This is a genomic window from Streptomyces sp. NPDC058373 (assembly GCF_042723275.1).
Classification (GTDB): domain Bacteria; phylum Actinomycetota; class Actinomycetes; order Streptomycetales; family Streptomycetaceae; genus Streptomyces.
This window is the reverse complement of sequence record NZ_JBHXJE010000023.1, coordinates 67912-94671: the sequence shown is the minus strand read 5'-3', so window position 1 is coordinate 94671 and position 26760 is coordinate 67912. Positions and strand designations below refer to the sequence as shown.

Here is a 26760-nt window from a genome sequence, read left to right as displayed (position 1 = left end):
TTTGTACTCACCCTCTCGGGCTTTCCTCCGGGCGCTTCCCTTCGGTATTTCGTGTTTCCGACTCTATCAGACTCTTTCGTGTCCGATTTCCTCGGTGCCTTTCAGGTTCCTGCTCCGCGTTTCCGCTTCGCTTTTCCCTTTCCGGCGGTTCCGACTCTATCAGATCCTTTCGGGCCTGATTCCCAGTCAGCGGGTTCTGCCTTCCCGGCTGTTGGGCCGTTCCGACGAGTGAGACTTTAGCGGATTCCTTTTCCCCGAGCTAATCGGGGGCGTCCCTCTCGGGGCGCGGATTCCTCTTTCCGCAATGCGCAACAGGAACGGCCGGCCAGATGGCTGTTCGCTCTGAAGAGGTCCTGCGGATTGGCTGCCCGGGGACCGGAGGGAACCGGCGCTCACGTCGGGCAACTCGGTGGACCTTACGGAGGGGGTCCAGGGGCTGTCAACTCGGGGTGGTTCCGGTCTAAGCTCGCCCCGTGACCACGCGTACGTACAACGGGCTCTGGTGGGCCGCCTGACGGCGGCCAGCCCTGACGTATGCATGCAACGGCCGCCGTATCGGCGGCCGTTGGCGTATCTCCTCCCTGACGGGGGGCTGCCGGCCGGATGGTGCGGGGCCCTCGGAGAGAGGCAGGAGAGAGATGACGCGGGTATTCAGCGGGATCAAGCCGACCGGGCATCTGACGCTGGGGAACTACCTGGGGGCGGTCCGGCAGTGGGTGGAGAGTGACCAGCACCGGGCGGACGCGCTGTTCTGCGTGGTGGATCTGCACGCGCTGACCGTCGAGCACGACCCGGCGCGGGTGCGCAGACTCAGTCGGCAGGCGGCGACGCTGCTGCTGGCGGCGGGGCTCGATCCGGAGCGGTGCACGGTCTTCGTGCAGAGCCATGTGGACGAGCACGCGCGGCTCTCCTATCTCCTGGAGTGCGTCGCAAGCGACGGGGAGATGCGCCGGATGATCCAGTACAAGGAGAAGTCGGCGAAGGAGCGGGAGCGCGGCGGGAGTGTGCGGCTTTCGCTGCTGACCTATCCGGTGCTGATGGCGGCGGACATCCTGGCGTACCGGACGGACGAGGTGCCGGTGGGTGAGGACCAGACCCAGCACGTCGAACTGACGCGGGACCTCGCGGAGCGGTTCAACCAGCGGTACGGGCAGGCCTTCGTGGTGCCGCGGGCGACCAGGCCGCCGGTGGGCGCGCGGGTCATGGATCTCCAGGAGCCGGGCGCCAAGATGGGGAAGTCCCATGAGTCGGGGGCGGGCATCATCTATCTGCTGGACGAGCCGGAGGTGGTGCGGCGGAAGGTGATGCGGGCGGTCACCGACAGCGGGCGCGAGGTGCGCCACGACCGGGAGCGGATGCCCGGGGTGACCAATCTGCTGGAGATTTTGGCGGCGAGCACCGCTGCCGATCCCGAGAAGCTGGCCGGGCAGTACACGTCGTACGGGGCGTTGAAGAAGGACACGGCCGAGGCGGTGGAGGTGCTGCTGCGGCCGGTGCGCGAGCGGCATGCCGCGTTGGTGTCCGACCCCGGGGAGGTGGACGCGGTGCTGCGGCGCGGGGCCGAGCGGGCGCGGGCGATGGCGCGGCCCGTGGTGGACGAGGCGTACCGGGCGGTGGGGCTGCTTCCGGCGTGAGCGGGTGGGGCGGGGCGCCGTGGGGTGCCCCGCCCCTTTCGCTGGTCAGCCGTTGCCGGAGGCCAGTTCGCGGCTGCGGTCGCGGGCGGCTTCGAGGGCGGCGATGAGGGCGGCGCGGACGCCGTGGTTCTCCAGTTCGCGGATGGCGTTGATGGTGGTGCCGGCCGGGGACGTCACGGCCTCGCGGAGCTTCACGGGGTGCTCGCCGCTGTCGCGGAGCATGACGGCGGCGCCGATCGCGGCCTGGACGATGAGGTCGTGGGCCTGGGAGCGGGGCAGGCCGAGCAGGATGCCCGCGTCGGTCATCGCCTCGACCAGGAAGTAGAAGTAGGCGGGGCCCGAACCGGAGAGGGCGGTGGCGGCGTCCTGCTGGGACTCGGGGACGCGGAGGGTCTTGCCGACGCCGCCGAAGATCTCCTCGGCGATGGCGAGGTGTGCGGGGTTGGCGTGCGTACCGCCGGAGATCACCGACATCGCCTCGTCCACGAGGGCGGGGGTGTTGGTCATGACCCGGACGACGGGGGTGCCGGCGGCCAGGCGCTCCTCGTAGTACGCGGTGGGGATGCCGGCGGCGCCGCTGATGACCAGGCGGTCGGCGGGGACGTGGGGGGCGAGCTCGTCGACGAGGGCGCCCATGTCCTGCGGCTTGACCGTGAGGATGAGGGTGTCGGCGCTCTTGGCGGCCTCGGCGTTGGTGACCGGGGTGACGCCGTACCGCTCGCGGAGGGTCTCGGCGCGCTCGGAGCGGCGGGCGGTGACGAGGAGGTCCGCGGGGGACCATCCGGCGCGGATCATCCCGCTGAGCAGGGCCTCGCCGATCTTGCCGGTGCCGAGCACTGCGACTTTCTGGGTCATGTCGGGTTCGCCCTCCGCGTGGTGCCGTACGTGCCGTTCCGCGGGTCATCCTCGCACCGGGGGGCGGTGCGGCGCGGGGGTGTCCGCAGGGCGGTCGTCCGATGTGGGGGCGGGGTGGGTCAGGTGGTGCGGCGGCGGAGGGTGGCGGCGCCGAGGGCGAGGACGAGCACGGCGCACCCGGCGACGATGGCGATGTCGCGGAGGAAGAGGCCGGTGACACCCGATCGGGTGAGAACTTCGTTCATCGCGTCGACCGCGTACGACATGGGCATCGCGTCGGAGACGGCTTCGAGGACGGGGTGCATGCGGTCGCGCGGGGTGAAGAGGCCGCAGAGCAGCAGCTGCGGGAAGATCACCGCCGGCATGAACTGGACGGCCTGGAACTCCGAGGCGGCGAAGGCGGAGACGAAGAGGCCGAGGGCGGTGCCGAGCAGCGCGTCGAGGAGGGCGACCAGCAGGAGGAGCCAGGGGGAGCCGGTGACGTCGAGGCCGAGGAGCCAGACGGAGAGGGCGGTGGCGAGGGCGGACTGGAGGACCGCGAGGGCGCCGAAGGCGAGGGCGTATCCGGCGATGAGGTCCGTCTTGCCCAGCGGCATGGCGAGGAGGCGTTCGAGGGTGCCCGAGGTGCGTTCGCGGAGGGTGGCGATGGAGGTGACCAGGAACATCGTGATGAGCGGGAAGATCCCGAGCAGGGAGGCGCCGATGGCGTCGAAGGTGCGCGGGCTGCCGTCGAAGACGTAGCGGAGCAGCGTGATCATCACGCAGGGCACGAGCAGCAGCAGGGCGATGGTGCGCGGGTCGTGGCGGAGCTGGCGCAGGACGCGGGCTGCGGTGGCGAAACTGCGGGAGGCGGAGAAGGCGGCAGGGCGCGGGGTGTGCGGGGCGGCCGCCTGGCTGGTGGTGGTCATGGGGTGCGCTCCTCGTGGAGGTCGGCCGCCTGGTCGGCGGCGTCGACCAGGTGCAGGAAGGCTTCTTCGACGGTGTCGCGGTGGGTGCGGGTGCGCAGGGCCTGCGGGGTGTCCTCGGCGAGGAGGCGTCCTTCGCGCATGAGGAGGAGGCGGTGGCAGCGTTCGGCCTCGTCCATGACGTGCGAGGAGACGAGCAGGGTGGTGCCTCGGTCGGCGGCGAGGCGGTGGAAGAGGTCCCACAGGTCGCGGCGGAGTACGGGGTCCAGGCCGACGGTCGGCTCGTCGAGGACGAGGAGTTCGGGGGCGCCGAGCAGGGCGACGGCGAGGGAGACCCGGCTGCGCTGGCCGCCGGAGAGCTGCCCGGCGAGGGTGTCGGCGTGCGAGGTGAGGTCGACGTCGGCGATGGCGCGGGGGACGGCGGTGGCGCGGCGGTCGGCGGCGGGGCGGCCCGGGTCGAGTACGGCGGCGAAGTAGTCGAGGTTCTGCCGGACGGTGAGGTCGTCGTAGACGGAGGGGGCCTGGGTGACGTAGCCGATGCGGTGGCGGAGGCGGGCGTCGCCCGCGGGGCGGCCGAGGACGTCGAGGGTGCCGGTGACCTTGGCCTGGGTCCCGGTGATGGCGCGCATGAGGGTGGTCTTGCCGCAGCCGGACGGGCCGAGCAGGCCGGTGATGCGGCCGGGCGGGACGGTGAAGTCGAGGTCGCGGAGGACGGTGCGGGGGCCTCGGGTGACGGTGAGGCCCGCGGCGGTGACGGCTGGGGTGCCGGGGCTCAGGGGGCCGCGGGGAGCGGCTTCTTTTTTATTCACCATGTGTTGAATACTCCTCCGGTCGGGCGCTCGGGTCAAGGGAACGGGACCAAGGGGGCGCGGTGGCGGGAGAGGGCGCCCGCAGGGGCGCGCGGTTCCCTTGCACGGCTCGGGGAGGCGGTGCGGCTGGGAGCGCGGGCGACGGGACCGAACTGTCGCGGAACGGCCACTTCCGGGTGAACTTGCCTGGTTTGTGAGGCTGTTCGAGGTTGCTGGTCGGGCGGGGGTGGCAGGCAGCCCTCAGAGGCTCCGCCTGCCGGACGAGGCGGAGCCGGTGCACGTCAGCAGGTGGGGTGCCGGGGGCGGAGGGCGGGGCGGTGGGCGTGAGGGCGGCAAGGGAAGCGCGGCGGGGCGTGCGGTCGGGCGGTGCGGACCGGGGCGGCTCTCGCCGAGTGGCGGTTCACCCCGGTGCGGGGCGAGTGGGGCGGTGGAGACGACCGGCCGGAAGGGCCGTCGGGACAATGGTTTTCGTTACGCGAAGGGCCCGCCCCGTCGGGGCCGCCGCCGCGGCTCCCTCCTCCGTGCGCTGTTCTCCTCGCTTCTTCTCTCACACCGACTACGACAAGGAGCTGATAGCCCAGGGCGCGGGCAACACGGTGTGCGGGGTGCTCGGCGCCCTGCCGATGACAGCCGTGATCGTCCGCAGCGCCGCCAACGTCCAGGCGGGCGCCCGGACCAAGGCCTCGCGGATTCTGCACGGCGCGTGGCTGCTGCTCTTCGTCGCGCTGCTTCCCGCTGCGCTGGAGCTGATACCGGTCGCCGCGCTCGCCGCCCTGCTGATCCACGCCGGGTGGAAGCTGCTGCCGCTCCGGCAGTGGCGTCCGCTCTGGCGGGAGCACCGCGGGGAGGCCGTCGTGCTGGGTACGACCGTCGTGGCCATCGTGGTGACCGACCTCTTCGAGGGGGTGCTGCTGGGGCTGGGGCTGGCCATCGCCAAGACGGCGTGGGAGGTCAGCCATGTGCAGGTGCGCACCGAGGACCTGGGGACGGAAGGGCTGGTGGTCCGGGTGACGGGCCACGCCACCTTCCTCCGCCTGCCGAAGCTGCTGGACGCCTTGGCCGAGCTGCCGGAGGACCGGCCCGTCCGGCTCGACCTCGGCGGGCTGCGCCATCTCGACCATGCCTGCTCCACGGCGCTGGCGGGGTGGCGCGCGGGGCGTGCCGACGGTGGGGGCGCCGGCGACCCGGGCACCGGCGAGCCCGGGGATGACCCGGGCCAGGCGGCGCTCGGGGTCAGGGGGACGGCAGGTGGGACGGGCGGGAGGTGAGGACCAGGTCGACGACGTAGCGCTCGTCCACGTGGCCGTCGGGGAAGAGGCGGAGCAGTTCGGCGCGTTCGCCGGTGAGGAAGTCCTGGGCCAGCTCTTCATCGGCGACGAGGAAGAGGGAGTGGCTGGCGAGGTTGGCCAGGTGGTCGTCGACGGTGAGGCGGCGGGACCACGGGAGCCGGTGGGTGACCCGGGCGTCGGCCACGGGCTCGGGGTCCGGGCCGCCGGGCCTGGGAGTCGCCTTGAAGCGGTCGCCCGTGCCAGGAGTGGCGGCGGTTTCGGGACGGCCGGGGATGTGGGCGCCGTGGGCCGCGCCCTCCGGGCCGAAGTGGGCCTTCAGACGGTCGGCCTGGTCGGCGACCCACTCGTAGGAGTGGTCGGAGATGTTCCACCAGCGGGCGAGGGTGCCGCCGGGGCGCAGCACGCGGTACGCCTCCGGCAGGGAGCGGTCGGGGTCGGTCCAGTGGAAGGACTGCGCGAAGGTGACGAGGTCGAAGGCGGCGTCGGCGAAGGGGAGGGCGTTGCCGTCGCCCTGGAGCAGCGGGGTGTCGGGGAGGGCGCGGTGGAGTTCGGCGGCCATGCCTGCGCCGGGTTCGACGGCGACGACGTGGGCTCCCGCCTGCCGGAGCTGGGCGGTGGCGATGCCGGTTCCGGCGCCGATGTCGGCGACGCGGGCTCCCGCGAGGGGGCGGCCCAGGGCTTCCGCCAGGGCCTCGTACAGGGCGGGCGGGTAGGAGGGGCGGTACTTGGCGTAGTTGGCCGAGGCGGTGTTGAACGAGGTGGCTCGGCGCGTTCGGTCGGCGAGGGGGTTGGTGTCGGTGGGCATGGGCGTCCTTCGGTGGGGCTGGGGGCTGGCTGCGGCTTCGTCGGGGCTGGGATGTGGGTATCACCCTTGGCCGGGTGGGGGCCAGGGGGCGGGGGTGCCTCAAGCGTCGGCGGGGCCGGGGCGCGGTGGCTGGCCGTGGTCACCGTGCGGCTGGCCGCATCGGAGCGGTCGCGCCGCCTACGCCACCGTCCGCCTGAGGGAGAGGGCATTGCCGCGCCCGCGGCTGTGGGAGTTGAGATCACCGGCCCGTGTCCGGGACACCACCCGACATACCCGGGGCGCCCGGGGCCCCCGGGACACGCAGAACGCCCGAAGTCCAAACGTCCAGGAGGACGCACCGTGAGAACGCGGTCAGAAGGAGTTGTCGCCATGTCGGACACCGTGAAGGGCCCTGCCAGTTACTTCCCGTCGATCGAGAAGAAGTACGGGCGCCCGGTGGCGGAGTGGGAGGAGCTCATCCGCTCGTCGCCGCTGACCAAGCACATGGAGCTGGTCTCCTGGCTCAAGGCCGAGCACGGCCTCGGCCACGGTCACGCCAACGCCCTCGTCGCGCACACGCTCGCCGAGGACCGAGCCACGTGATTCCGGGGCGCCGGGTCAGCGCTTGGCCCGGCGTCCCGGATGGCCGGTGCGGCGGGCCCGGCGGCGGGCCGCCTGCTCCACGGCTTCCTCGTACTCGGCGCGGTGCAGCCCCTCCCCCGGTGCCTCGCGGAGGCTGCGCAGGGCCCAGGCGACGAGGACGCCGAGGAACCCGATGGCCATCAGGCCCTTGAGGGACTGCTGCCGCTCCGGGTCGGGGCGCTTGGAGAAGCTCTCCCAGGCCCGGCCGAAAGCGATGGCGGTGCAGAGGGCGAACATGCCGACCACCAGGACGTTGAGCAGCCAGCCGACCTCGGCGAGGGCCATGCCCTGGTAGCCGATGCGGAGCAGCAGGGCGCTGACGGCGGCGAGGGCGAGGGAGCCCACGGCCACGGCGGCGCGGCGCAGGCCGTAGCGGCCGGAGTGGTCGAGCCAGGTGGTGCCGAAGAAGCGGATCGGCTCGGGGTGGGGGCCGGGTGCGGTGGGGCGGGTCGAGTCGCTCACGGGAGGATTATCTCTGGTCGGCGACGGGGGGGGCGGGAGGGGCCCGACGAGAGGGGGCCGTCGTAAAGGATCTCGTTCGTTCGGCGGGGTGGTCACCAGGTGGGGCCGAGTGGGGGGAGGGCGTCGGCCTTGAGGGTGCGGACGAGGTGGGCGAGTTCGGTGCGGAGGGTGTCGAGAGTGGCGCCCTGGTGGCGGCTGGCGAGCTCGGCCTCCAGGTCGTGCAGGACGCGGCCGGCCACGGCCAGGTGGGCGCGGGCGTCGGCGGTGAGGACGAGGAGTTTGCGGCGGCCGCCCGCCGGGTGGGGGTCGCGGCGGACGTAGCCGCGGCGCTCCAGGTCGTCCACGATCTGGTCGGCGGCCTGTTTGGTGACGCCCAGCCGCTCCGCCAGTTCGCTGCTGGTGGCGGGGGTGCGGGCGAGGATCTGGAAGACCATGCCGTGGACGGGGCGCAGGCCGCCCTCGCCCACGGCGGCGAGCCGGTCGTTGAACTCGGCCGCCACCAGCTGGAAGGCCATGCCGAGCAGGTAGGTCAGCTCGGCCTCGGGCAGGAGATCGTCTCGGCGCACGGGGCTGCCGCCGGTGCCGAGGGGACCGCAGCAGCCGTGGTGGGAGGCCGGTACGGGGAGAAGACGCAGGGCCGGGGCGTCGTCACGGTGGATGATCAGGGTGTCGCGGGGGCTGGTGGAGACATGGTCCACCAGCGCGGGCGGGAGGAGCTGGGCGCGGCTGTCGGCGGTCCGGCGGCGGTGGGTGCCCGGGCGGGGGCGAAGGGGGCGCCCCACTGTCCTGGGTCGCGGGCGTGATGGCCGCGCGGGACGGCCGAGGGGGCGAGGCCCGTCGCGCGGTCGCGGTCCTTGTCGCGGGTGGCGTCCGGGACCTCGGGGAGGAGCCGTAGGTCAGGGGTGAGCGGGGCGTCGCACCTGGCGCGGAGGAAGGTCGTCATGCCTGGTTCGTCGTGGGGGGGGGACCCGCCTCGGCCCCGGCGCGCCCGAACGGGGCGGCCGGGGCCGGTGCCGGTTGCGCGGACCCGTCGGGCCCGGGCGGGGTCAGCCCAGCATCGTCACGTCGCGGATCGCGCCCTTGTCGGCGCTGGTGGCCATGGCGGCGTAGGCGCGGAGGGCTGCGGAGACCTTGCGCTCGCGGGCCACGGGCTCGTAGCGGCCGCCGAGGGCTTCGCGGCGGGCGTCGAGGGTGGCGTCGTCCACGAGGAGGTCGATGGAGCGGTTGGGGATGTCGATGCGGATGCGGTCGCCGTCCTCGACCAGGGCGATGGTGCCGCCCGAGGCCGCCTCCGGGGAGGCGTGGCCGATGGAGAGGCCCGAGGTGCCGCCGGAGAAGCGGCCGTCGGTGACGAGCGCGCAGGTCTTGCCCAGGCCGCGGCCCTTCAGGAAGGAGGTCGGGTAGAGCATCTCCTGCATGCCGGGGCCGCCCTTGGGGCCCTCGTAGCGGATGACGACGACGTCGCCGTCCTTGATCTCCTTGCGGAGGATCTTGTCGACGGCCTCCTCCTGCGACTCGCAGACCACGGCCGGGCCCTCGAAGGTCCAGATCGACTCGTCGACACCGGCGGTCTTGACGACGCAGCCGTCGACCGCGATGTTGCCGCGCAGGACCGCGAGGCCGCCGTCCTCGGAGTAGGCGTGCTCGACGGAGCGGATGCAGCCGCCGGCCGCGTCCGTGTCGAGCGAGTCCCACCGCTCGGACTGGGAGAACGCCTCGGCGGTGCGGCGGCAGCCGGGGGCCGCGTACCAGAGTTCCAGGGCCTCGGCGGAGGGCGAGCCGCCGCGCACGTCCCAGGTCTTCAGCCACTCGTCCATGGTGGCGGAGTGGACGGTGTGGACGTCCTCGTTGAGCAGGCCGCCTCGGTACAGCTCGCCGAGGAGGGCGGGGATGCCGCCGGCGCGGTGCACGTCCTCCATGTAGTACGTGCCGCCGGGGGCGACGTTCGGGGCGACCTTGGCGAGGCAGGGGATGCGGCGCGAGACGGCGTCGATGTCGGTCAGGTCGTACCCGAGCTCGGCCTCCTGGGCGGCGGCGAGCAGGTGGAGGATGGTGTTGGTGGAACCGCCCATGGCGATGTCGAGGGCCATGGCGTTCTCGAAGGCCTCGCGGGTGGCGATGTTGCGCGGCAGGACCGAGGCGTCGTCGTCCTGGTAGTACCGCTTGGCCAGCTCGACCACGGTGGCGCCGGCCCGCTCGTAGAGCGCCTTGCGGGCGGTGTGGGTGGCGAGGACCGAGCCGTTGCCCGGGAGGGAGAGGCCGATGGCCTCGGTGAGGCAGTTCATCGAGTTGGCGGTGAACATGCCGGAACACGAGCCGCAGGTGGGGCAGGCGTTCTCCTCGATGCGGAGGATGTCCTCGTCGGAGACGTTCTCGTCGACCGCGTCGCTGATCGCGTTGACCAGGTCGAGTTTTCGCACGGTGCCGTCGACCAGGGTGGCCTGGCCGGCCTCCATGGGGCCGCCGGAGACGAAGATCGTCGGGATGTTGAGCCGCAGGGCGGCCATCAGCATGCCGGGGGTGATCTTGTCGCAGTTGGAGATGCAGATCAGGGCGTCGGCGCAGTGCGCCTCCACCATGTACTCGACCGAGTCCGCGATGAGGTCGCGGGAGGGCAGGGAGTACAGCATGCCGCCGTGGCCCATGGCGATGCCGTCGTCGACCGCGATGGTGTTGAACTCGCGGGGGACGGCGCCCGCGGCCTTGATCGCCTCGGAGACGATCCGGCCGACCGGCTGGAGGTGGGTGTGGCCCGGGACGAACTCGGTGAAGGAGTTGGCGACGGCGATGATCGGCTTGCCGATGTCCTCGCTCGCTACACCGGAGGCCCGCATGAGGGCGCGGGCGCCCGCCATGTTGCGGCCGTGGGTGACTGTGCGGGACCTCAGCTCGGGCATCGTCGCTCGCTCCTTCTGGGCCTTCTGGGGGGTAGGACTGGCTTCGAGCGTACGCCTTCCGTGCCGATTCGTGGACAGTTTGTCCACGCCGTGGGACAGCGGGGCTGTGTCCTCCGGCACGCGCCTCACGGCCCGGGCCCCTGGCAGCTCAGACGCCGGTGGCCGGTACCGCGTCCGGGTCGGTCAGGTACCGCTGGAGGGTCGGGGCGACGGTGGCGATGACGGTCTCGGCGTCGGCGGAGGCGAGGGGCTCCAGCTCCAGTACGTAACGGAGCATGGCAACGCCGATGAGCTGGGAGGCGGCCAGTTCGGCGCGGAGGGTGGGGTCGGGGACGGCGACCTCGGCGGCGACGCGCTCCAGCAGGTTGCGCATGACGAAGCGGCGCATGATGTCGCGGGCCGCCTCGTGGGTGAGGGCCGAGCGGACCACCGCCAGCACGGGCCCGCGGGTCCTCGGGTCCTCCCAGACGCCCAGGAAGAGGCGGGCGACGCGTTCGCCGACGCCGTCGGGGCCGTCGGCGAGGAGGGCGGGGAGCGCCTTGGCGGGCAGTTCCAGGGAGAGGTCGACGGCGGCGGCGAAGATCGCGTCCTTGGTGCCGAAGTAGTGGTGGACGAGGGCCGGGTCGACGCCCGCGGCCTGGGCGATCCGGCGGATCGAGGTCTTGTCGTAGCCGCGGGCGGAGAACTCCTCGCGGGCGGCGGCGAGGATGCGGTCGCGGGCGGCCGGGGCCTCGGCGGCCGACCGGAGGGAGGGGCGTCCCCGGCGGCGGGGGGCGTCCGGTGTCACAGGCCGGGGCCGGAGGTGCGCGGCGACGGGGTGGCGGTCAGGTGGAGGCGGGTGAAGGCGAGGGCTTCGGCGAGGTCGGCCTCGCGTTCGGCGCTGGACATGGCGCGCCGGGTGTTGACCTCGATGACGACGTGGCCGTCGAAGCCGCGGGCGGCGAGGCGCTCCAGGGTCTGGGCGCAGGGCTGCGTGCCCCGGCCGGGGACGAGGTGCTCGTCCTTGTTGGAGCCGGCGCCGTCGGCGAGGTGGAGGTGGGCGAGGCGGTCGCCCATGCGGTCGATCATGTCGAGGGCGTCGGTGCGGGCCGTCGCGGTGTGCGAGAGGTCGACGGTGAAGTGGCGGTAGTCGTCCTTGGTGACGTCCCAGTCTGGCGCGTAGGCGAGCATCTCGCGGTCGCGGTAGCGCCACGGGTACATGTTCTCGACGGCGAAGCGGACGTCCGTCTCGTCGGCCATCCGCCAGATGCCGGAGACGAAGTCCTTGGCGTACTGGCGCTGCCAGCGGAAGGGCGGATGGACGACGACGGTGGAGGCGCCGAGCCGCTCGGCGGCCGACTTCGCGCGCTGGAGCTTGGTCCAGGGGTCGGTGGACCAGACCCGCTGGGTGATCAGCAGGCAGGGGGCGTGGACGGCGAGGACCGGTATCCGGTGGTAGTCGGAGAGTCGGCGCAGCGCGTCGATGTCCTGGCTGACCGGGTCGGTCCAGACCATGACCTCGACGCCGTCGTAGCCGAGGCGCGCCGCGATCTCGAAGGCCGTCGCCGTCGACTCCGGATAGACCGAGGCCGTCGACAGGGCGACCTTCGCATCGGGGATGCGCACCACTGGTTCTGCCACGAGGAACAGCGTAACGAAGGCGCCGGGGTGTGGCCCGGGGCGGGGGCCGGGGGTGCGATGACTCACCCGCCCCCGCCCAGTAGGGGTGTGTACGGGGGCGGGGTCCCGGCGCCGGTCGGCCGGCGGGCTCCGGTCAGTCCTCGGAGGGCCAGCGCTGGGACTCGGCCCAGTCGGCGTAGGTGGTCCACGGGACGGTGGGGAAGCGGGCGTGCAGGGCGGGGATGTCGACCTGGTAGCCGTGGTCGGCGAGGAAGCTCCACATGGCGCCCATGTCCGGGTCGGCGTCGCGGACGGCGTCCGGAGGGGTCTGGCGGAAGCGCAGGTCGCGGTCGGTGGCGGCGCCGATCGCGGCGGCCATCTGGGGGCCGGTGGGGTCGTCCCCGGCCAGTTCTACGCGCTCGCCGGTCCACGTGGCGGGGGCGGCGACGATCGCGGTGACGACATGGCCGAGGTCGTGGCGGGCGACCTGTTGGAGCCGGGTCTCCGGGTCGAGCGGGAGGGCGACGAAACCGGCCTCGATCTCGTCGGCGAGGCCGAGGGCGTTCTCGTAGAAGTAGGTGGGGGCGACGATGGTGGAGGGCACGTCGGCGGCGGCGAGGAGGCGTTCGGTGTGCGCCTTGGTCTCGAAGTGCGGGACGCCGGTGTGCTGGTCGGCCCCGGCGACGGAGGAGAAGACCAGGTGCGGCAGACCCGCCCGCTCGGCGGCGCGGACGACCGCCGCGCCCTGCTCCTTCTCGGCGTCCAGGCCGTCCTGGAACGGGGTGGTGACGGCGAAGGCGGCATCGGTGGAGTGGAAGAGCGTGGTCAGCGCGTCGGCGTCGGTGAGGTCGCCCTCGACGATGGAGACGCCCGCTCCCGCGAGGACCTGGGCGCGGGCGCTGCCCGGATCCCGCACCATCGCTCTGACCTGGTGTCCTGTCCGCAGCAGCGCGGCGGTGACCGCGCCGCCCTGACCGCCGGTGGCGCCGAGTACCGCGATGGTCATGAGTCGCCTCCTGGGGGTGGGGTCGCGTTCCGCGGCTGCGGGGGTACGCCGGGGTCCGTCCGCCCGCCGACCGGGGGCGGGTGGAACGGGATTGACGTTAGGTCTCTTATGTCCGTTCCCGATCCCCGCGGTGTCAACCTTGCCGGGAGGGAGTGACTCACCTCTGGAGTGGGGCGGGTGGAGCGAAGGGTGACGTGGTGGGCGCGCGGGGCTCGTGAGGCTCGCGGGGGAACACCGCACGCCCCCATTCGCACATCCGTGCGCCTGGGTGGGGCGGGCAGGGGCGGGCATGACCTCCTCGAACCGCCTGGTGTGGGGCGGGGCGGGTGAGGCGATCGGGGGACTGGCGTGGGGGGATCTGTGTGGTCTGCGGCTGGAGCGGCTTGGCCGGCTGGAGCGGCTTGGCCGGCTTGGCCGGCTTGGCCGGCTTGGCCGCTGGTGGTGCTGTTCGCCTTGGCGTGCGGATGGGGGATGTGCGGCGCGTACGGGGTGGGGTGCGCATCCGCCCGCCGTGTGCGGGGGCGCGCGGGCGGGGCGGGGTGGTTCCAAGCGGGGGTGGGCGTGCGCGGCGTCGGCCGGGGTCCGGCAGGGGCCGGCTGCCGGGGCCCGGCCCCGCCAAGGTCCTCACTGCGGCGGCATGTGGTCCAGGTGCCGCAGGATGACGCCCTCGCGGAGCGCCCACGGGCATATCTCCAGCGTCTCCACGCCGAACAGGTCCATCGCCGCCTCGGCGACCAGCGCACCCGCCGGGAGCTGGGCCGCCCTGCCCTCCGAGACGCCGGGCAGCTGCGCCCGCTCGGCGGCGGGCATGGCCGCCAGCCGGGGGGCCCACTCCTCCAGCGACTTCCGCTTCAGCTCGCGCTGTACGTACAGCCCCTCGGCGGAGCGGGCGGCTCCGGCGAGCCGCGCCAACTGCTTGAAGGTCTTCGAGGTGGCGACGACGTGGTCCGGCGCGCCGAAGCGGCTGAACTCGCCGACGACCCGGGCGATCTGTGTCCGCACGTCCTTGCGCAGCGCCCGTACGTCGTCGGCGTCGGGCGGGTCCCCGGGCAGCCGTCCGGCCGTGAGCCGCCCGGCGCCCAGCGGCAGGGAGACGGAGACGTCGGGCTCCTCGTCGATGCCGTAGGCGATCTCCAGGGAGCCGCCGCCGATGTCGAGGACGAGCAGCCGCCCGGCCGACCAGCCGTACCAGCGGCGGGCGGCGAGGAAGGTGAGGCGTGCCTCGTCCTCGCCGGAGATGACCCGCAGCGCGACGCCGGTCTCCTCGTGGACCCGGGCCAGCACGTCGTCGCCGTTGGCCGCCTCCCGGACCGCCGAGGTGGCGAACGGCAGCAACTCCTCGACGCCCTTGTCCTCGGCGGCGGCCAGGGCGCCGCCGACGCTGTCGACCAGCCGCTCCACACCCTCCTGCGTGATCGCGCCGGACTCGTCGAGAAGCTGGGCGAGGCGCAGGTCGGTCTTGTGGGAGTGCGCGGGCAGCGGGCGCGCACCGGGGTGGGCGTCGACCACCAGCAGATGCACCGTGTTCGAACCCACGTCGAGGACACCGAGTCTCATACGGGGAACGCTACTGCCCGCCCGGCGTCGCACGGTCTTCGGTCGGCCGCCCTCCCGCATAGGCTGGAAACGTGCCAAAGACGAAAAAGGCGAAGGACGACCGCCCCGCCGAGGCGGCGGATGCGGCTCCCGGGACACCTGGGACGCCGCCGGAGCAGGTCCGGGGGAAGAAAGGCAAGGTGAAGGCGGCGAAGATGGGCAAGGGCACGCGGGAGCAGCGGGTTCCGGACGAGCAGGGGCTCGATTTCGCCCGTGCCTGGGTGGAGTTTCCCGATCCGGCCGACGACGAGCAGGTGTTCCGCTGCGATCTGACCTGGCTGACCTCGCGCTGGCACTGCGTCTTCGGCAGCGGCTGCCAGGGCATCCAGGCGGGCCGCGCGGACGACGGCTGCTGCACGCTGGGCGCCCACTTCTCCGACGAGGAGGACGAGGAGCGGGTTGCGGGCCATGTGGCGAGGCTCACGCCTGACATCTGGCAGCACCACGACGTGGGCACCGACTCCGGCTGGGTCCAGCAGGACGAGGACGGTGACCGGCAGACCCGGCGCTGGCAGGGCTCCTGCATCTTCCAGAACCGCCCGGGTTTCGCGGGCGGAGCGGGCTGCTCGCTCCACATCCTCGCGCTGCGCGAGGGCCGCGAGCCCCTGGAGACCAAGCCCGACGTCTGCTGGCAGCTACCGGTCCGGCGGACCTACGAGTGGATCGACCGCCCCGACGACACGCGCGTGCTCCAGGTCTCCATCGGGGAGTACGACCGGCGGGGCTGGGGCTCGGGCGGTCACGACCTGCACTGGTGGTGCACCTCGGCCACCTCCGCTCACGGCGCCGGCGACCCGGTCTACGTGAGCTACGGGCCGGAGCTGCGCGAACTCATGGGCAAGGCGGGGTACGACCGCCTCGTCGAACACTGCGAGGCCCGGCTGGCCTCGCAACTGCCGATGGTCGCGCCTCATCCGGCGGATCCGGTGACGGGGGCGTAGCCGGATCGGGTCCGTCAGTAGTCGGCAGCCTGTCCCGCCCCGGACTGCCGATCGAGCGTGTCCAAGGGGCGCGGGAGGTCAGCCCCACCGGGTCGCGCCTGGTCCCCTGGGGACCGTGGCGCCGACGCCTCAGTCCCCGGCCGTCACCTCGACGCCACCGGGCCGCTCACGCCGTCGGGCCGCCCTGATCACCGTTGTACGGCGTGTGGCGGCGTCGGCGCCCTCGGTAGATCGACATCACGATCACGCCGCCCAACGCAGCAACCGCGATCGCGCCGACGTCCAATACGTGCGGCATACCTGGCGCGTAGAGCGTCAGGAGCAATACAACCAACGCCCCGAGCAGGAATACACCGGTCTCGCCCTTCCAGTAGGGACCCTTGTCACTTTCCCTCCTTCGCAGCATTCCCCGTCACCTCGCTTGACGGCATAGTGACACTGAGTCCCGCAAGGATGAATTCACATAGATCTTGGCACACGCCTTCCCGTAATGAGGCAGCGTCTGCTCGGCAGCTTCTCTTTTCGGATACCTCTCGCAGACGTTACGAGCTTTCCCCGCGAGACGTCTTACAGGTTTTCCCGTTTGTATCCGCATGGCTGAAGTCGATGCGCCAGTTGCAGAACCGAGGCTTCGCGGCACAAAGCCCACCGCCCTGAAGGGCCTGCAGCCTGGCAGGTACCCCTCTTCCCGCTCCCCTTGAGGCGGTGCCCCAATTGACTCCCCGGGGAAGGTTGATCTCGACCCTGTCCCAGGCATGAAAGCCATGATGTCGTCCCAGCCAATCGCATCGAGCGCAGGGCTGGCTGCTTTCACCGTAGCCGCCGACTTACTAGGCGCCATGAACGACCCGATACGCAGAGCCACCCACCACGATGCCAACTCTGCGCAATGCGCGGTAATTCACTTTTCCCCGTTCCGTCAGTCTCTCTGGCCAGCGCTCGACTCCCCACCTGCCGAAGAGCGCAAACAAGGAGGCGGCACCGTTCACCCGCGCAAGTGGTTAAGGGGCGGCCGAGCCCCGCGCGAGACCGATTTTTCAGCCTTCTACCGCCGCGGATCGATTACACGGACCGTCCGGACGCTCTGCCTCCCTCAGTACCCGCTGCCCCAGCGCCGCCGGCTCTCTTCCCCTCACTGGCGGACTCGCCTCAGCCCCGTTCCACTCACCCCGCAGGACTGGCCCCACCCGACTCCCCACCCCCGGGCTCGGACGGTCCCGGCTCCGACGGTCCCGGCTCGGACGGGATGGGCCCCGGGTCGGTCGGCCCGGGATCCGTCGGCCCCGGGTCGGTCGGCCCGGGATCCGTCGGGCCCGGATCAGTAGGCCCCGGGTCCGTCGGGTCAGGATCGGTCGGGCCCGGATCGGTGGGGCCAGGGTCCGTAGGCCCGGGATCGGTCGGCCCCGGCGACCCCGGATCCGTCGGCCCCGGCTCGCTGGGTACCGGCGGGTTGGTGCCTGGCCGCGTAGGGCCGGGGCGGCCAGGCGTGCCCCCGCCGTACCCGCGGACGGTGACCACCGCGCCGTGCGGGCCGATCGCGATGCGGGCGGCCCAGTAGCCGCGGGGCTCGCGGTCGGCGTGGACGAGGACGCGGAGAGTGACCGTTTCGCCAGGGGCCAGGGTGCCGGAGGTGCGGCTCAGTCCGAGCCAGGCGGAGCCCGCTCGCGCCGACCAGTCGACGGGGGCCCTGCCCGTGGCGGTGAGGACGATGAGGGTGCCGACGCGGGTGTGCCGGGCCTCCACGGCGAGGGCGCCGTGGGCCGAGCCCTCCGGCGGCAGGCCGGGGGCGGTGACCTCGACCGAGACGTCGGGGCGGTCTGTGGGGCGGGCGCTTCCGGTGTTCTCGTAGTGGCCGTCGGCGCGCGGGTTGTGGCTCGCCTCCGGGCCGCCGCTCTCGTCGGCCGCGACCGCCCGGCCGCCCTGTGCCTCGCCGGTGAGCGGCGCGCCCCGGTAGGCCGCCCACAGGGCGAGGACCGGTGCGGCGGCCACGGTGGCGATCAGGGTGGTGGTGACGGCGCGGGCCCGCAGCCGCTCGCGGCGGGCGGCGCGGTCCTTGGGGTCCATCGGGAAGCCCTCGCGGTTGAAGCGGGGGGCGGCCCGGGCCACGCGGAGCGGCCGCGCGCCGGTGGGGAAGGCGGCGGCCAGCCCGGCCCGGTCGGCGGCGACCAGCGGCAGCGGGCCCGGCACCGGGCGGGCGGTGCCCGGCCAGGGTGCGGCGGCCTCGGCGCGCTCGGCGGCCCGCCGGCAGCGCGGGCAGTCGTCCACGTGGCGGACCAGTTCGGTGCGCAGGGCCGTGCTGAGCAGGACCCGCCGGTCGCCGGTGAGGCGGGCGACGCTGGGACAGGTGCCGCGCTCCACGACGCTGAGCGCGGCCCGGGTCCGCTCGACCTCGCAGGAGGCGGCGGCGAGCAGGGCACGGGTGGCCGCGAGGTCGAGGGCGAGCACGGCGGCGATCTCCTCGGCGGCCAGCCCGTGGCGTACGGAGAGCTCCAGTGCCTCGCGCTGCTCGGGGGTGGTGCCGGCGGCTTCCGGCCAAGCCAGCCGGGCCAGTTCGGCGGCGCGCCGCTTGTCGGGCTCGCCGTGGGCCCCGGTGGCGCGCGGCGCCGCGTGCGCCGGTGGCCGCCGCGCCTGGGCGTCGGCCAGTTCGCGGAGGCAGACCCAGCGGGCCAGGGCGTAGAGCCAGGCGCGGCGGCCGGCCGGGCCGCGGGAGGGGCGGGAGCCGTGCCGGGTGGCGAGGGCGACCACCTCGACCAGGGCGGTGCGGGCGAGGTCGTGGTCGTGGAGGATCGAGAGGCAGTAGGTGAAGAGGCCGTCCAGGTGGGCGTCGTCGGCCTTCTGCCCGGCGGCGGTGGTGACGGCGTCCGGGACCGGCCCGGCGGCCTTCGAGGAGGCGGGGACGCCGTGCGCCCTGGATGCGCCGGCGGGGTGCGTGGGGCGGTCGGTCCTGCTGCTCATCACCTGGACGACCGTAGGCGCGTTCGGCGGAACCTTCCGCCAGCTTGAACGCCTTTCATCCTTACGGGTGAACAGATCCCTCAAAAGGGGTCAGGAGAAGAGGTTTCAGCCCGCCGGACGGCTCACTCGCGGAACAGCCGAACGCGCCCCGCGCACCCGGTCGCCCCCGAACCCGCCGGACTTGGCCGAATCCGTACGGTCCCGGCGGCCTCGCCGGAGAAAGTCCCGGCGGGACCGATGAGCTCCGCGCCCGGCCCGGGTCAGGGCAGTCATGGGATACATCGCCTCCGGCATCTCCATGTCACTCGACGGCTTCGTCACGGGCCCGGGCCCCACCCGCGAGCGCCCGCTCGGGGAGCGCGGGGAGGTGCTGCACCGCTGGCTCGACGAGCCGATGGCGCCGGACGACCGCGTCCTGCTCACCGGCATGCGCCACCGGACCGGCGCCGTAGTCATGGGCCGCAACGGCTACGCCCCCTTCGAGGGCACCGCCGCCGGCCCGCTCGGCACCACCCCCTGCGTCGTCCTCACCCACACCCCGCCCAAACCCGAGGAGGTCGGCGCCCCCGAGCTCTTCACCTTCGTCACCGGCGGCATCGCCGAGGCGCTGGAGCGGGCCGGGGAGCTGGCGGGCGGCAAGGACGTCGTGCTGCACGGCGCCTCCCCGGTCCAGCAGGCGCTGCGCACGGGCCTCGTCGACGAGCTGTGCGTCAGCCTCACCCCGGTCATCCTCGGCTCGGGCACCCGCCTCTTCGAGAACCTGGAGGGGGTCCACGTCCAGCTGGAGCGGCTCCAGGTGGTGATGTCGCCGGGGGTGACGCACCTGCGCTTCCAGGTGTGCCGTTAGGGGATGTCCACGAGGGGCCGCCCGCAAAGGGCCCCGGCAGCCGCGTGGCGGGGAGTGTCGGTGGGCGCGGCTACGGTGGGCCCCATGGCTGCCCGTACGAAATCCGCCAAGGAACGGCCGTCCTACCGGTGCACCGAGTGCGGCTGGCAGACGGCGAAGTGGCTCGGCCGCTGCCCCGAGTGCCAGGCGTGGGGCACGGTCGAGGAGTACGGCGCGCCCGCCGTCCGCACCACGGCCCCGGGCCGGGTGACCAGCTCCGCCCTGCCCATCGCCCAGGTCGACGGCCGCCAGGCCACCGCCCGCCCCACCGGCGTGCCGGAGCTGGACCGCGTGCTCGGCGGCGGACTGGTGCCCGGCGCCGTCGTGCTGGTCGCGGGCGAGCCGGGCGTCGGCAAGTCCACGCTGCTGCTGGACGTCGCGGCGAAGGCGGCCTCGGACGAGCACCGCACGCTGTATGTGACGGGCGAGGAGTCGGCCAGCCAGGTCCGGCTGCGCGCGGACCGCATCCACGCGCTCAGCGACCACCTCTACCTCACCGCCGAGACCGACCTCTCCGCCGTCCTCGGCCACCTCGACGCGGTCAAGCCCTCACTGCTGGTCCTGGACTCCGTGCAGACCGTCGCCTCCCCCGAGATCGACGGCGCGCCCGGCGGCATGGCGCAGGTCAGAGAGGTGGCCGGGGCGCTGATCAGGGCGTCCAAGGAGCGCGGCATGTCCACGCTCCTGGTCGGCCACGTCACCAAGGACGGCGCCATCGCCGGCCCCCGCCTGCTGGAGCACCTGGTGGACGTGGTGCTCAGCTTCGAGGGCGACCGGCACGCCCGGCTGCGGCTGGTGCGCGGCGTCAAGAACCGGTACGGCACGACCGACGAGGTCGGCTGCTTCGAGCTGCACGACGAGGGCATCACCGGCCTCGCCGACCCGAGCGGCCTCTTCCTGACCCGCCGCGCCGAGCCGGTGCCGGGCACCTGCCTGACGGTGACACTGGAGGGCCGCCGCCCGCTGGTGGCCGAGGTCCAGGCGCTCACGGTCGACTCGCAGATCCCCTCCCCCCGCCGGACCACCTCGGGCCTGGAGACCTCCCGGGTCTCGATGATGCTGGCGGTGCTGGAGCAGCGCGGCCGCATCACCGCCCTGGGCAAGCGGGACATCTACTCGGCGACGGTCGGCGGGGTGAAGCTCACCGAGCCCGCCGCCGACCTGGCGGTGGCGCTGGCTCTGGCGAGCGCGGCGAGCGACACCCCGCTGCCGAAGAACCTGGTGGCGATCGGCGAGGTCGGCCTGGCGGGCGAGGTCCGGCGGGTGACGGGCGTGCAGCGGCGGCTCGCGGAGGCGGCCCGGCTGGGCTTCACCCACGCTCTCGTACCGGCGGATCCGGGGAAGGTGCCGCCGGGGATGAAGGTGGTCGAAGTGGCCGACATGGGGGACGCGTTGCGGGTTCTGCCGCGCCGCCGCCGGGCCCAGAGCCCGGCAAGCCCCCAGGAGGCGGAGGAGCGCCGGTAGACTTTTGCCAGGTCTCGCCGGTCCGGCAGGAGTCGTCGTACGGTCCGGACGCGCCGTGACCTGGTCGGCCGCGCCGGTGGCGCAGTGGCCTCGGGGGCTGTGGTCCCCTGGCCCGACGGGCCGCGACCAGGGCGGGGCGGCAGAGGCAAACCCGCGACCGGAGGAGTGCAGTGGCAGCCAATGACCGGGCAACGGCCCCCGGCAAGTCCGGCGGGCCCGGTGCCGACGGGCTGATGCGTGCCTCGCTGAGCGCCGTCGCCCCAGGCACGCAGCTGCGGGACGGGCTGGAGCGGATTCTGCGGGGGAACACCGGCGGGCTCATCGTGCTCGGCTGGGACAAGACCGTCGAGTCGATGTGCACCGGCGGATTCGTGCTGGACGTCGAGTTCTCCGCGACCCGCCTGCGCGAGCTGTGCAAGCTCGACGGCGGCATCGTCCTCGACAAGGACCTCACCAAGATCCTGCGCGCAGGAGTCCAGTTCGTCCCCGACCCGACCATCCACACCGAGGAGACCGGCACCCGGCACCGCACCGCGGACCGGGTCTCCAAGCAGGTCAACTACCCCGTGGTCTCGGTCAGCCAGTCGATGCGGCTGATCGCGCTCTACGTGGACGGCCAGCGCCGGGTCCTGGAGGACTCGGCGGCCATCCTCTCCCGCGCCAACCAGGCCCTGGCCACGCTGGAGCGGTACAAGCTGCGGCTGGACGAGGTGGCCGGCACGCTGTCGGCGCTGGAGATCGAGGACCTGGTCACGGTCCGCGACGTCACGGCCGTCTCGCAGCGGCTGGAGATGGTCCGCCGGATCGCCGCTGAGATCGCCGAGTACGTGGTGGAGCTGGGCACCGACGGGCGGCTCCTCGCCCTCCAGCTGGACGAGCTGATCGCGGGCGTCGAGCCCGAGCGGGAGCTCGTCGTCCGGGACTACGTTCCCGAGCCCACGGCGAAGCGTTCCCGCACGGTGGACGAGGCGCTGACGGAACTGGGCAAGCTCAGCCACACCGAGCTGCTCGAACTGCCCGTGGTGGCGCGGGCGCTCGGCTACACCGGTTCGCCGGAGGCGCTGGACTCGGCGGTGTCGCCGCGCGGGTTCCGGCTGCTGGCGAAGGTGCCGCGGCTGCCCGGGGCCATCATCGACCGGCTGGTGGAGCACTTCGGCGGCCTCCAGAAGCTGCTGGCGGCCAGCGTGGACGACCTCCAGACGGTGGACGGCGTCGGCGAGGCCCGCGCCCGCAGCGTCCGCGAGGGCCTCTCCCGCCTGGCCGAGTCGTCGATCCTGGAGCGGTACGTCTGATCCGGTTCGCCTGGCCGAGCCCCCTGGCACGCGAAAGCGCCGCCGCACGGAGTCCGTGCGGCGGCGCTTTCGCGTCAGGGGTGCGGGCGCCCGCTCAGTCCTTGGCGAGGACGAAGGAGGTCTTGGCCGAGGCGCCGGGGGCCTTGGCCTCGGCGAGGTAGGTGCCGGGCTTCGCGGCACCGGGCGGCGGGGTGGCGCACTTGTCGGCGCTGGGGCGGCGGTCCCAGGCGACGGTGTGGGTGACGCTCTCCTGGGCGGGCAGCTTCAGCAGCAGGCTCCCGGCGGCGGCCGGGCAGTGCTCGGAGGACCAGAAGGGCTTGTCCTCGCCGGTCGGAGTGACCGTCAGGACGGCGGCCCGGGGCCCGAGATCGACCTTGCAGTCGGCCTTGGAGACGTTCTTGGCCGTCAGGACCAGGGTGGGCTTCTGGCCGGGCTCGTAGGCGTTCTTGGTGGAGCGCAGCGTCATCTCCAGCGAGCTGGCGGGGCAGTTCGGCAGCGTGGACCCGGCCGGCAGCTGTTCGCCGGTCGTCTCGCCGCCTCCCGTGCCGGAACCGGAACCGGCCCCGGAGCCCCCGGCGCCGGGTGCGCCCCCGCCGGAGCCCTCACCCTCGCCGTCCGCGCCCCCGGTACCGCCCGTACCACCTTCGCCGTCGGAGCCGCCGTCCTCGCCGGACTCGTCGCGGCCGCCCGGGTGTTCACTGATCGCGGGGCCGGACGGGGCGTCGCCGGGGGTGATGGAGGGCGCGGGAGTGTGGCCGCCCGAACCGGAGGCTCCGTTCTTCTCCCCGCCGCCGAGTGACCCGACCAGCCACACCACGAGGAGGGCGAGCACCGCCACGACGGACAGCAGGACGACCCTCCGTCGCCAGTAGATGGAGGAGGGAAGCGGCCCGATCGGATTGCGCAGAGATCCCACGCCCAAACCTTACGAGAGATCAGGCGCGTCTCCGGCCCTACCCGCCGCTCGGAGCACATCTTTTCCGGATCATCATTCCACCGCCCACCCGAACGGCCCCGGAGGGCGGCCGCCAGGGACTGACAGACTGACAGAGCGTCACGAAGCGAGCACGTACGGGCAGATTCGCGGCTCGGCGGCGGCCGATGAGACGCACGCCGCACAGACGGCCGGGTTACGGCGGAACCACCGGTGTCGGTTAACCGTATGTACGGCGAGAGAATCATCTGCGCGGGGCGGTGCCGGCAGGCCGGGCACCGCGTCGTGGACGACCGCAACCGCCCAGGACGGCCTGGACCGCTCTGACAGCTTGGACGGCATGAACAGCATCTTGGAACCGGATCTCGCGACCGCCGCCGCGGCGGCGCACGCCGCCCCGCCCACCGGCGACAGCACGGGTGAGGCCGCCGGTGAGACCCTCGCCGCCGCGGGCGACCTGGGAGGGACATCCGGCCTCTACCGGGACATACTCGACTTCGCCCACACCACCCCCACCTGGACGAAGGACGTCGCCGAGCTGTGGACGGAGCTCGGCCTGCTGGTCTTCGCGGCGCTGTTCATCGCGGGGTGGTGGCGTTCGCGCCGGTTCAGCCCGCAGGCGACCGCCGTGGCCGTCCTCGCCCCGCTCGTCACCGGCGTCGCCTACGTGCTGAGCGAGACGTTCAAGTCGGTCATCCAGGAGGAGCGCCCGTGCCGGGCCGTGGCCGACGCCGCCGCCTCGCTGGTGCCCTGCCCGCAGTACGGCGACTGGTCGTTCCCCAGCAACCACTCCACCATCGCCGGGGCCGCCGCCATCGGGCTGGCCCTCGCCTGGCGCCACCTGTGGCGGCTCACCGTGCCGATGGCGATCCTGATGGGCTTCTCCCGGATCTTCGTCGGCGTGCACTACCCGCACGACGTCGCGGTCGGCCTGCTCTTCGGCGGGCTCGTCGCCTGGGGCCTGGTCCGGCTCTGCACCAAGCCACTGACCAGGCTGGTGGTCACCATGCGGGACTCGGGTTCCGAGGCCGTGGTGTGGCTGGCGGGTCCGGGCGCGCCCCGGCACTCGGCGGGGGCCGAACAGGTCAGGTGACCCGGTTCGGACCCTGACGGCGGTGCGGTGCCCGGCGGGGCGCCGCACCGCTGCGCGTGTCGCACGGGGTCCTCGTGGCAGGATCGGAGATGCCATGACTGCGCCGATGAAGCCCATGCCGAACACCCCCACCCCCGACCGGCCGGAAGCCGTCCGCACCGCCACACCCCCCACCACCCCGCCGGCCCGCACCCCCCAGGTGTCCCCCGAGCCGGCGGCCGAGCCCGCGCCCGGCGCCACCGTGCCGCGCCCGGCGGCCGGGGAGTCGCAGGCCGGGGCCGAACTGCACACCCCGGTCATCTCCTGGTTCGAGCAGCACGCCCGGGACCTGCCCTGGCGCGACCCCGAGGCGGGCGCCTGGGCCGTGATGGTCAGCGAGTTCATGCTCCAGCAGACTCCGGTCAACCGGGTCCTGCCGGTCTACGAGCAGTGGATGGCCCGCTGGCCCCGCCCCGCCGACCTGGCCGCCGAGGCACCCGGCGAGGCGGTCCGCGCCTGGGGCCGCCTCGGCTACCCGCGCCGCGCGTTGCGCCTGCACGGCGCGGCCGTCGCCATAGCGGAACGCCACGGCGGGGACGTTCCGGCCGAGCACGCACAGCTCCTCGCCCTGCCCGGCATCGGCGAGTACACGGCGGCGGCCGTCGCCTCGTTCGCGTACGGGCAGCGGCACGCGGTGCTCGACACCAATGTGCGCCGGGTGCTGGCGCGGGCGGTGACCGGCGTGCAGTACCCGCCGAACGCGACCACCGCGGCCGAGCGCCGCCTCGCCCGGGAGCTGCTGCCGGAGCGGGACGAGACGGCCGCCCGGTGGGCCGCCGCCTCGATGGAGCTGGGCGCGCTGGTCTGCACCGCGCGCAACGAGAGCTGCGCCCGCTGCCCGCTCGCCTCCCGGTGCGCCTGGAAGGCCGCGGGCAAGCCCCCGCACAACGGGCCCGCCCGCCGCGGCCAGAGCTACGCGGGCACCGACCGCCAGGTCCGCGGCAAGCTCCTCGCGGTACTGCGGGAAGCGGTGGCACCGGTTCCGCAGGCGGTGCTCGACCGCGAGTGGGACGACGCCGTGCAGCGGGCCCGCGCGCTGGACGGCCTGGTCGCCGACGGCCTGGTCGAGCCGCTGCCCGACGGGCTGTACCGGCTGCCGCTGACCTGACGGGCGCGGCCGGGAGGCTCCCCGGCCGACCCGTCCGCTCCGGCGGCCGTACACCCGGCCGTGCGGCAGGCGAAAGCGGACGTGAGCCCTCCGCGCTCTCCCGCTCCCGGGGCGTGCGGAGGGCTGTTACACAACCGACGTACATCCGTGCGCCCACCGCCGTCCCACGCGCCGAACGCCGTTACACCGCGCCCGTAGGTTCCTGTCCGTACCACCCCACCGCCCCCGGGCGGTGTGCGGTGGACCAGGGGATTCACGGGGCGAGCGACACGGCGGAGGCGGACATGGCGCAGAACGAGGTGCTGGAGTTCGAGGAGTACGTCCGCACACGGCAGGACGCCCTCCTGCGCAGTGCGCGCCGGCTGGTCCCCGACCCCGTCGACGCCCAGGACCTGCTCCAGACGGCGCTGGTGCGCACGTACCGCCGCTGGGAGCTGATAGCCGACAAGCGGCTGGCCGACGCCTACCTGCGGCGTGTCATGATCAACACGCGTACGGAGTGGTGGCGGGCGCGCAAGCTCCAGGAGGTCCCGACCGAGGAGCTGCCCGAGCCCGCGATCGCCGACGGCACCGAGCAGCACGCCGACCGCGCCCTGCTCATGGACGCGCTGAAGGTGCTGGCTCCGAAGCAGCGCAGCGTCGTGGTGCTGCGACACTGGGAGCAGATGTCCACTGAGGAGACCGCCGCCGCCCTCGGCATGTCGGCCGGCACGGTCAAGAGCACGCTGCACCGGGCGCTCGCCCGGCTCCGCCAGGAGCTGGAGAGCCGTGAACTGGAGAGCCGCGCGCCCGAGCGTGAGGAGCAGGAGCGTTGCGCGGCCTGAGGGCTAATCCCAGAGGGGCGGTGGTCTCCGCCGCCGTGGTCTCCCTCCTCCTCGTCGTCGCCCTCATGGCCTGCACCGCGACCAGCACCGGCACCCGCGACGAGGGCCCGGCCCGCAGCGAGCCGGTCGCCTCCTCCCCCACCGGCGCGGCGAGCCCCACGCCCCGGGTGAAGCGGGCCGACGCGGTGAGGCTGCTCAAGGCGGACCCCGAGGTCGATCCCGGCGTCAAGCGCGACCTGAAGCCCTGTGTCGGCGACGAGTACCCGGTCGACGTCAGCTACGGCGACCTGACCGGCGCCAAGGTCTCCGACGTCGTGATCAACGTGATGACCTGCGGCGACGCCGTCGGCATCGGCGCCTACGCCTACCGCGTGGCCCCGGAGGGGAAGGCGGCCGAGGAGGCCGCCGGCACCCAGGGGTACGTCAACGTCTTCCGGAACGAGACGCCCCCCGTCTACGCCGAGATCGACCGGGGCGACCTGGTCGTGACCCGGCAGATGTACGACAAGGGGGACTCGGTCGCGTACCCCTCGGGCGAGGAGGTCGTGACCTACCACTGGAAGGACGGGGCCTTCGTGGAGCAGTACCGGATGCACAACGACTACAGCAACACGGTCACCTCCGAGCCGCCGCAGGCGCTGGGCGAGAGCCCGTCGGCGGCGGGGGACGGCGGTACCGGGAGCGGGGCCGCGCCCGGCGCCTGACACCATCGTCGGGGCGGCACCCGCGCCGTCCGACCCGCGACC

General features: G+C 73.4%; 24 protein-coding genes and 1 pseudogene. 11 read left to right on the top strand and 14 right to left on the bottom strand.

The features are described from left to right. Nucleotides 1-638 precede the first annotated feature (638 nt). Nucleotides 639-1634, top strand: a complete 996-nt coding sequence (gene trpS / locus ACFWMZ_RS15830; protein WP_383202005.1) for a tryptophan--tRNA ligase — start codon at nucleotides 639-641, stop codon at nucleotides 1632-1634. A 45-nt stretch (nucleotides 1635-1679) separates the two neighbouring features. On the opposite strand, the gene proC is transcribed toward trpS, so the two are convergent. The 3 genes from proC to ACFWMZ_RS15815 form a co-directional block, all read right to left on the bottom strand. Next, nucleotides 1680-2489, bottom strand: a complete 810-nt coding sequence (proC, locus tag ACFWMZ_RS15825) for a pyrroline-5-carboxylate reductase (protein WP_383202001.1) — start codon at nucleotides 2487-2489, stop codon at nucleotides 1680-1682. Nucleotides 2490-2608: 119 nt separating this feature from the next. Next, nucleotides 2609-3397: an ABC transporter permease gene (locus tag ACFWMZ_RS15820; RefSeq protein ID WP_383201998.1), complete on the bottom strand. Its 789-nt coding sequence runs from the start codon at nucleotides 3395-3397 to the stop codon at nucleotides 2609-2611. Next, nucleotides 3394-4206, bottom strand: a complete 813-nt coding sequence (locus tag ACFWMZ_RS15815; protein ID WP_383201995.1) for an ABC transporter ATP-binding protein — start codon at nucleotides 4204-4206, stop codon at nucleotides 3394-3396. The genes ACFWMZ_RS15820 and ACFWMZ_RS15815 overlap by 4 nt, the downstream gene beginning before the upstream one ends. Nucleotides 4207-4703: 497 nt before the next feature. Here ACFWMZ_RS15815 and ACFWMZ_RS15810 point away from each other — a divergent pair. Next, a pseudogene (locus ACFWMZ_RS15810) lies at nucleotides 4704-5471 on the top strand (SulP family inorganic anion transporter); the annotation flags it as partial. Here ACFWMZ_RS15810 and ACFWMZ_RS15805 read toward each other — a convergent pair. Continuing rightward, complete coding sequence (locus ACFWMZ_RS15805) at nucleotides 5437-6297, bottom strand: class I SAM-dependent methyltransferase (RefSeq protein ID WP_383201992.1); 861 nt, start codon at nucleotides 6295-6297, stop codon at nucleotides 5437-5439. The pseudogene ACFWMZ_RS15810 and the gene ACFWMZ_RS15805 overlap by 35 nt on opposite strands. A gap of 369 nt (nucleotides 6298-6666) precedes the next feature. Here ACFWMZ_RS15805 and ACFWMZ_RS15800 point away from each other — a divergent pair, with 369 nt between their 5' ends. Then, nucleotides 6667-6879, top strand: a complete 213-nt coding sequence (locus tag ACFWMZ_RS15800; protein WP_383183734.1) for a DUF4287 domain-containing protein — start codon at nucleotides 6667-6669, stop codon at nucleotides 6877-6879. 15 nt (nucleotides 6880-6894) lie between these two features. Here ACFWMZ_RS15800 and ACFWMZ_RS15795 read toward each other — a convergent pair whose 3' ends face one another. The 7 genes from ACFWMZ_RS15795 to ACFWMZ_RS15765 form a co-directional block, all read right to left on the bottom strand. Next, a complete protein-coding gene (locus ACFWMZ_RS15795; protein WP_383183732.1) occupies nucleotides 6895-7380 on the bottom strand; it encodes a hypothetical protein in 486 nt (161 codons plus the stop codon). 92 nt (nucleotides 7381-7472) lie between these two features. Then, nucleotides 7473-7946 carry a MarR family winged helix-turn-helix transcriptional regulator gene (locus ACFWMZ_RS15790; protein ID WP_383202011.1) on the bottom strand — a complete coding sequence of 158 codons (474 nt, stop codon included), beginning with the start codon at nucleotides 7944-7946 and terminating at the stop codon, nucleotides 7473-7475. A 480-nt stretch (nucleotides 7947-8426) separates the two neighbouring features. Next, nucleotides 8427-10277 carry a dihydroxy-acid dehydratase gene (gene ilvD / locus ACFWMZ_RS15785; protein ID WP_383201989.1) on the bottom strand — a complete coding sequence of 617 codons (1851 nt, stop codon included), beginning with the start codon at nucleotides 10275-10277 and terminating at the stop codon, nucleotides 8427-8429. Nucleotides 10278-10425: 148 nt separating this feature from the next. Beyond that, the gene (locus ACFWMZ_RS15780) at nucleotides 10426-11064 is read right to left on the bottom strand and encodes a TetR family transcriptional regulator (protein ID WP_383183726.1); all 639 of its coding nucleotides are present in this window, start codon (nucleotides 11062-11064) and stop codon (nucleotides 10426-10428) included. Continuing rightward, on the bottom strand, nucleotides 11061-11897 hold the full coding sequence (locus ACFWMZ_RS15775) for a sugar phosphate isomerase/epimerase family protein (RefSeq protein WP_383201986.1): 837 nt from the start codon (nucleotides 11895-11897) through the stop codon (nucleotides 11061-11063). The genes ACFWMZ_RS15780 and ACFWMZ_RS15775 overlap by 4 nt, the downstream gene beginning before the upstream one ends. A gap of 133 nt (nucleotides 11898-12030) precedes the next feature. Continuing rightward, nucleotides 12031-12882, bottom strand: a complete 852-nt coding sequence (locus ACFWMZ_RS15770; protein ID WP_383183722.1) for an NmrA/HSCARG family protein — start codon at nucleotides 12880-12882, stop codon at nucleotides 12031-12033. A 624-nt stretch (nucleotides 12883-13506) separates the two neighbouring features. Next, nucleotides 13507-14439: a Ppx/GppA family phosphatase gene (locus ACFWMZ_RS15765; protein ID WP_383201983.1), complete on the bottom strand. Its 933-nt coding sequence runs from the start codon at nucleotides 14437-14439 to the stop codon at nucleotides 13507-13509. A gap of 71 nt (nucleotides 14440-14510) precedes the next feature. On the opposite strand from ACFWMZ_RS15765, the gene ACFWMZ_RS15760 reads away from it, so the two are divergent. Beyond that, nucleotides 14511-15419: a hypothetical protein gene (locus ACFWMZ_RS15760; RefSeq protein WP_383201980.1), complete on the top strand. Its 909-nt coding sequence runs from the start codon at nucleotides 14511-14513 to the stop codon at nucleotides 15417-15419. A 166-nt stretch (nucleotides 15420-15585) separates the two neighbouring features. On the opposite strand, the gene ACFWMZ_RS15755 is transcribed toward ACFWMZ_RS15760, so the two are convergent. Together ACFWMZ_RS15755 and ACFWMZ_RS15750 are read right to left on the bottom strand one after the other, a co-directional pair. After that, on the bottom strand, nucleotides 15586-15825 hold the full coding sequence (locus ACFWMZ_RS15755) for a hypothetical protein (RefSeq protein WP_383201978.1): 240 nt from the start codon (nucleotides 15823-15825) through the stop codon (nucleotides 15586-15588). 758 nt (nucleotides 15826-16583) lie between these two features. Continuing rightward, nucleotides 16584-18374 carry a hypothetical protein gene (locus tag ACFWMZ_RS15750; protein ID WP_383183714.1) on the bottom strand — a complete coding sequence of 597 codons (1791 nt, stop codon included), beginning with the start codon at nucleotides 18372-18374 and terminating at the stop codon, nucleotides 16584-16586. A gap of 271 nt (nucleotides 18375-18645) precedes the next feature. Between ACFWMZ_RS15750 and ACFWMZ_RS15745 the strand changes: the two genes are divergently transcribed. The 3 genes from ACFWMZ_RS15745 to disA all read left to right on the top strand — a co-directional run bounded on the left by ACFWMZ_RS15745 (nucleotide 18646) and on the right by disA (nucleotide 22016). After that, complete coding sequence (locus tag ACFWMZ_RS15745) at nucleotides 18646-19221, top strand: dihydrofolate reductase family protein (RefSeq protein WP_383183712.1); 576 nt, start codon at nucleotides 18646-18648, stop codon at nucleotides 19219-19221. A gap of 84 nt (nucleotides 19222-19305) precedes the next feature. Next, complete coding sequence (radA, locus tag ACFWMZ_RS15740) at nucleotides 19306-20724, top strand: DNA repair protein RadA (protein WP_383183710.1); 1419 nt, start codon at nucleotides 19306-19308, stop codon at nucleotides 20722-20724. A gap of 170 nt (nucleotides 20725-20894) precedes the next feature. After that, nucleotides 20895-22016 (top strand): DNA integrity scanning diadenylate cyclase DisA, encoded by a 1122-nt coding sequence (gene disA, locus ACFWMZ_RS15735; RefSeq protein WP_383183708.1) that lies wholly within the window; start codon nucleotides 20895-20897, stop codon nucleotides 22014-22016. Between the two features lie 94 nt (nucleotides 22017-22110). Here disA and ACFWMZ_RS15730 read toward each other — a convergent pair whose 3' ends face one another. Continuing rightward, nucleotides 22111-22932: a hypothetical protein gene (locus tag ACFWMZ_RS15730; RefSeq protein ID WP_383201975.1), complete on the bottom strand. Its 822-nt coding sequence runs from the start codon at nucleotides 22930-22932 to the stop codon at nucleotides 22111-22113. A 358-nt stretch (nucleotides 22933-23290) separates the two neighbouring features. Between ACFWMZ_RS15730 and ACFWMZ_RS15725 the strand changes: the two genes are divergently transcribed. From ACFWMZ_RS15725 to ACFWMZ_RS15710, 4 genes are all read left to right on the top strand, one after another. Further along, complete coding sequence (locus ACFWMZ_RS15725; protein WP_383201972.1) at nucleotides 23291-24043, top strand: phosphatase PAP2 family protein; 753 nt, start codon at nucleotides 23291-23293, stop codon at nucleotides 24041-24043. Nucleotides 24044-24137: 94 nt separating this feature from the next. Next, nucleotides 24138-25190, top strand: a complete 1053-nt coding sequence (locus tag ACFWMZ_RS15720) for an A/G-specific adenine glycosylase (protein ID WP_383174717.1) — start codon at nucleotides 24138-24140, stop codon at nucleotides 25188-25190. A gap of 284 nt (nucleotides 25191-25474) precedes the next feature. Then, entirely contained in the window at nucleotides 25475-26014 is a 540-nt protein-coding gene (locus ACFWMZ_RS15715; RefSeq protein ID WP_383174714.1) for a SigE family RNA polymerase sigma factor, read from the top strand. Nucleotides 26015-26034: 20 nt separating this feature from the next. Continuing rightward, nucleotides 26035-26718 (top strand): hypothetical protein, encoded by a 684-nt coding sequence (locus tag ACFWMZ_RS15710; RefSeq protein ID WP_383174711.1) that lies wholly within the window; start codon nucleotides 26035-26037, stop codon nucleotides 26716-26718. Nucleotides 26719-26760: the final 42 nt, after the last annotated feature.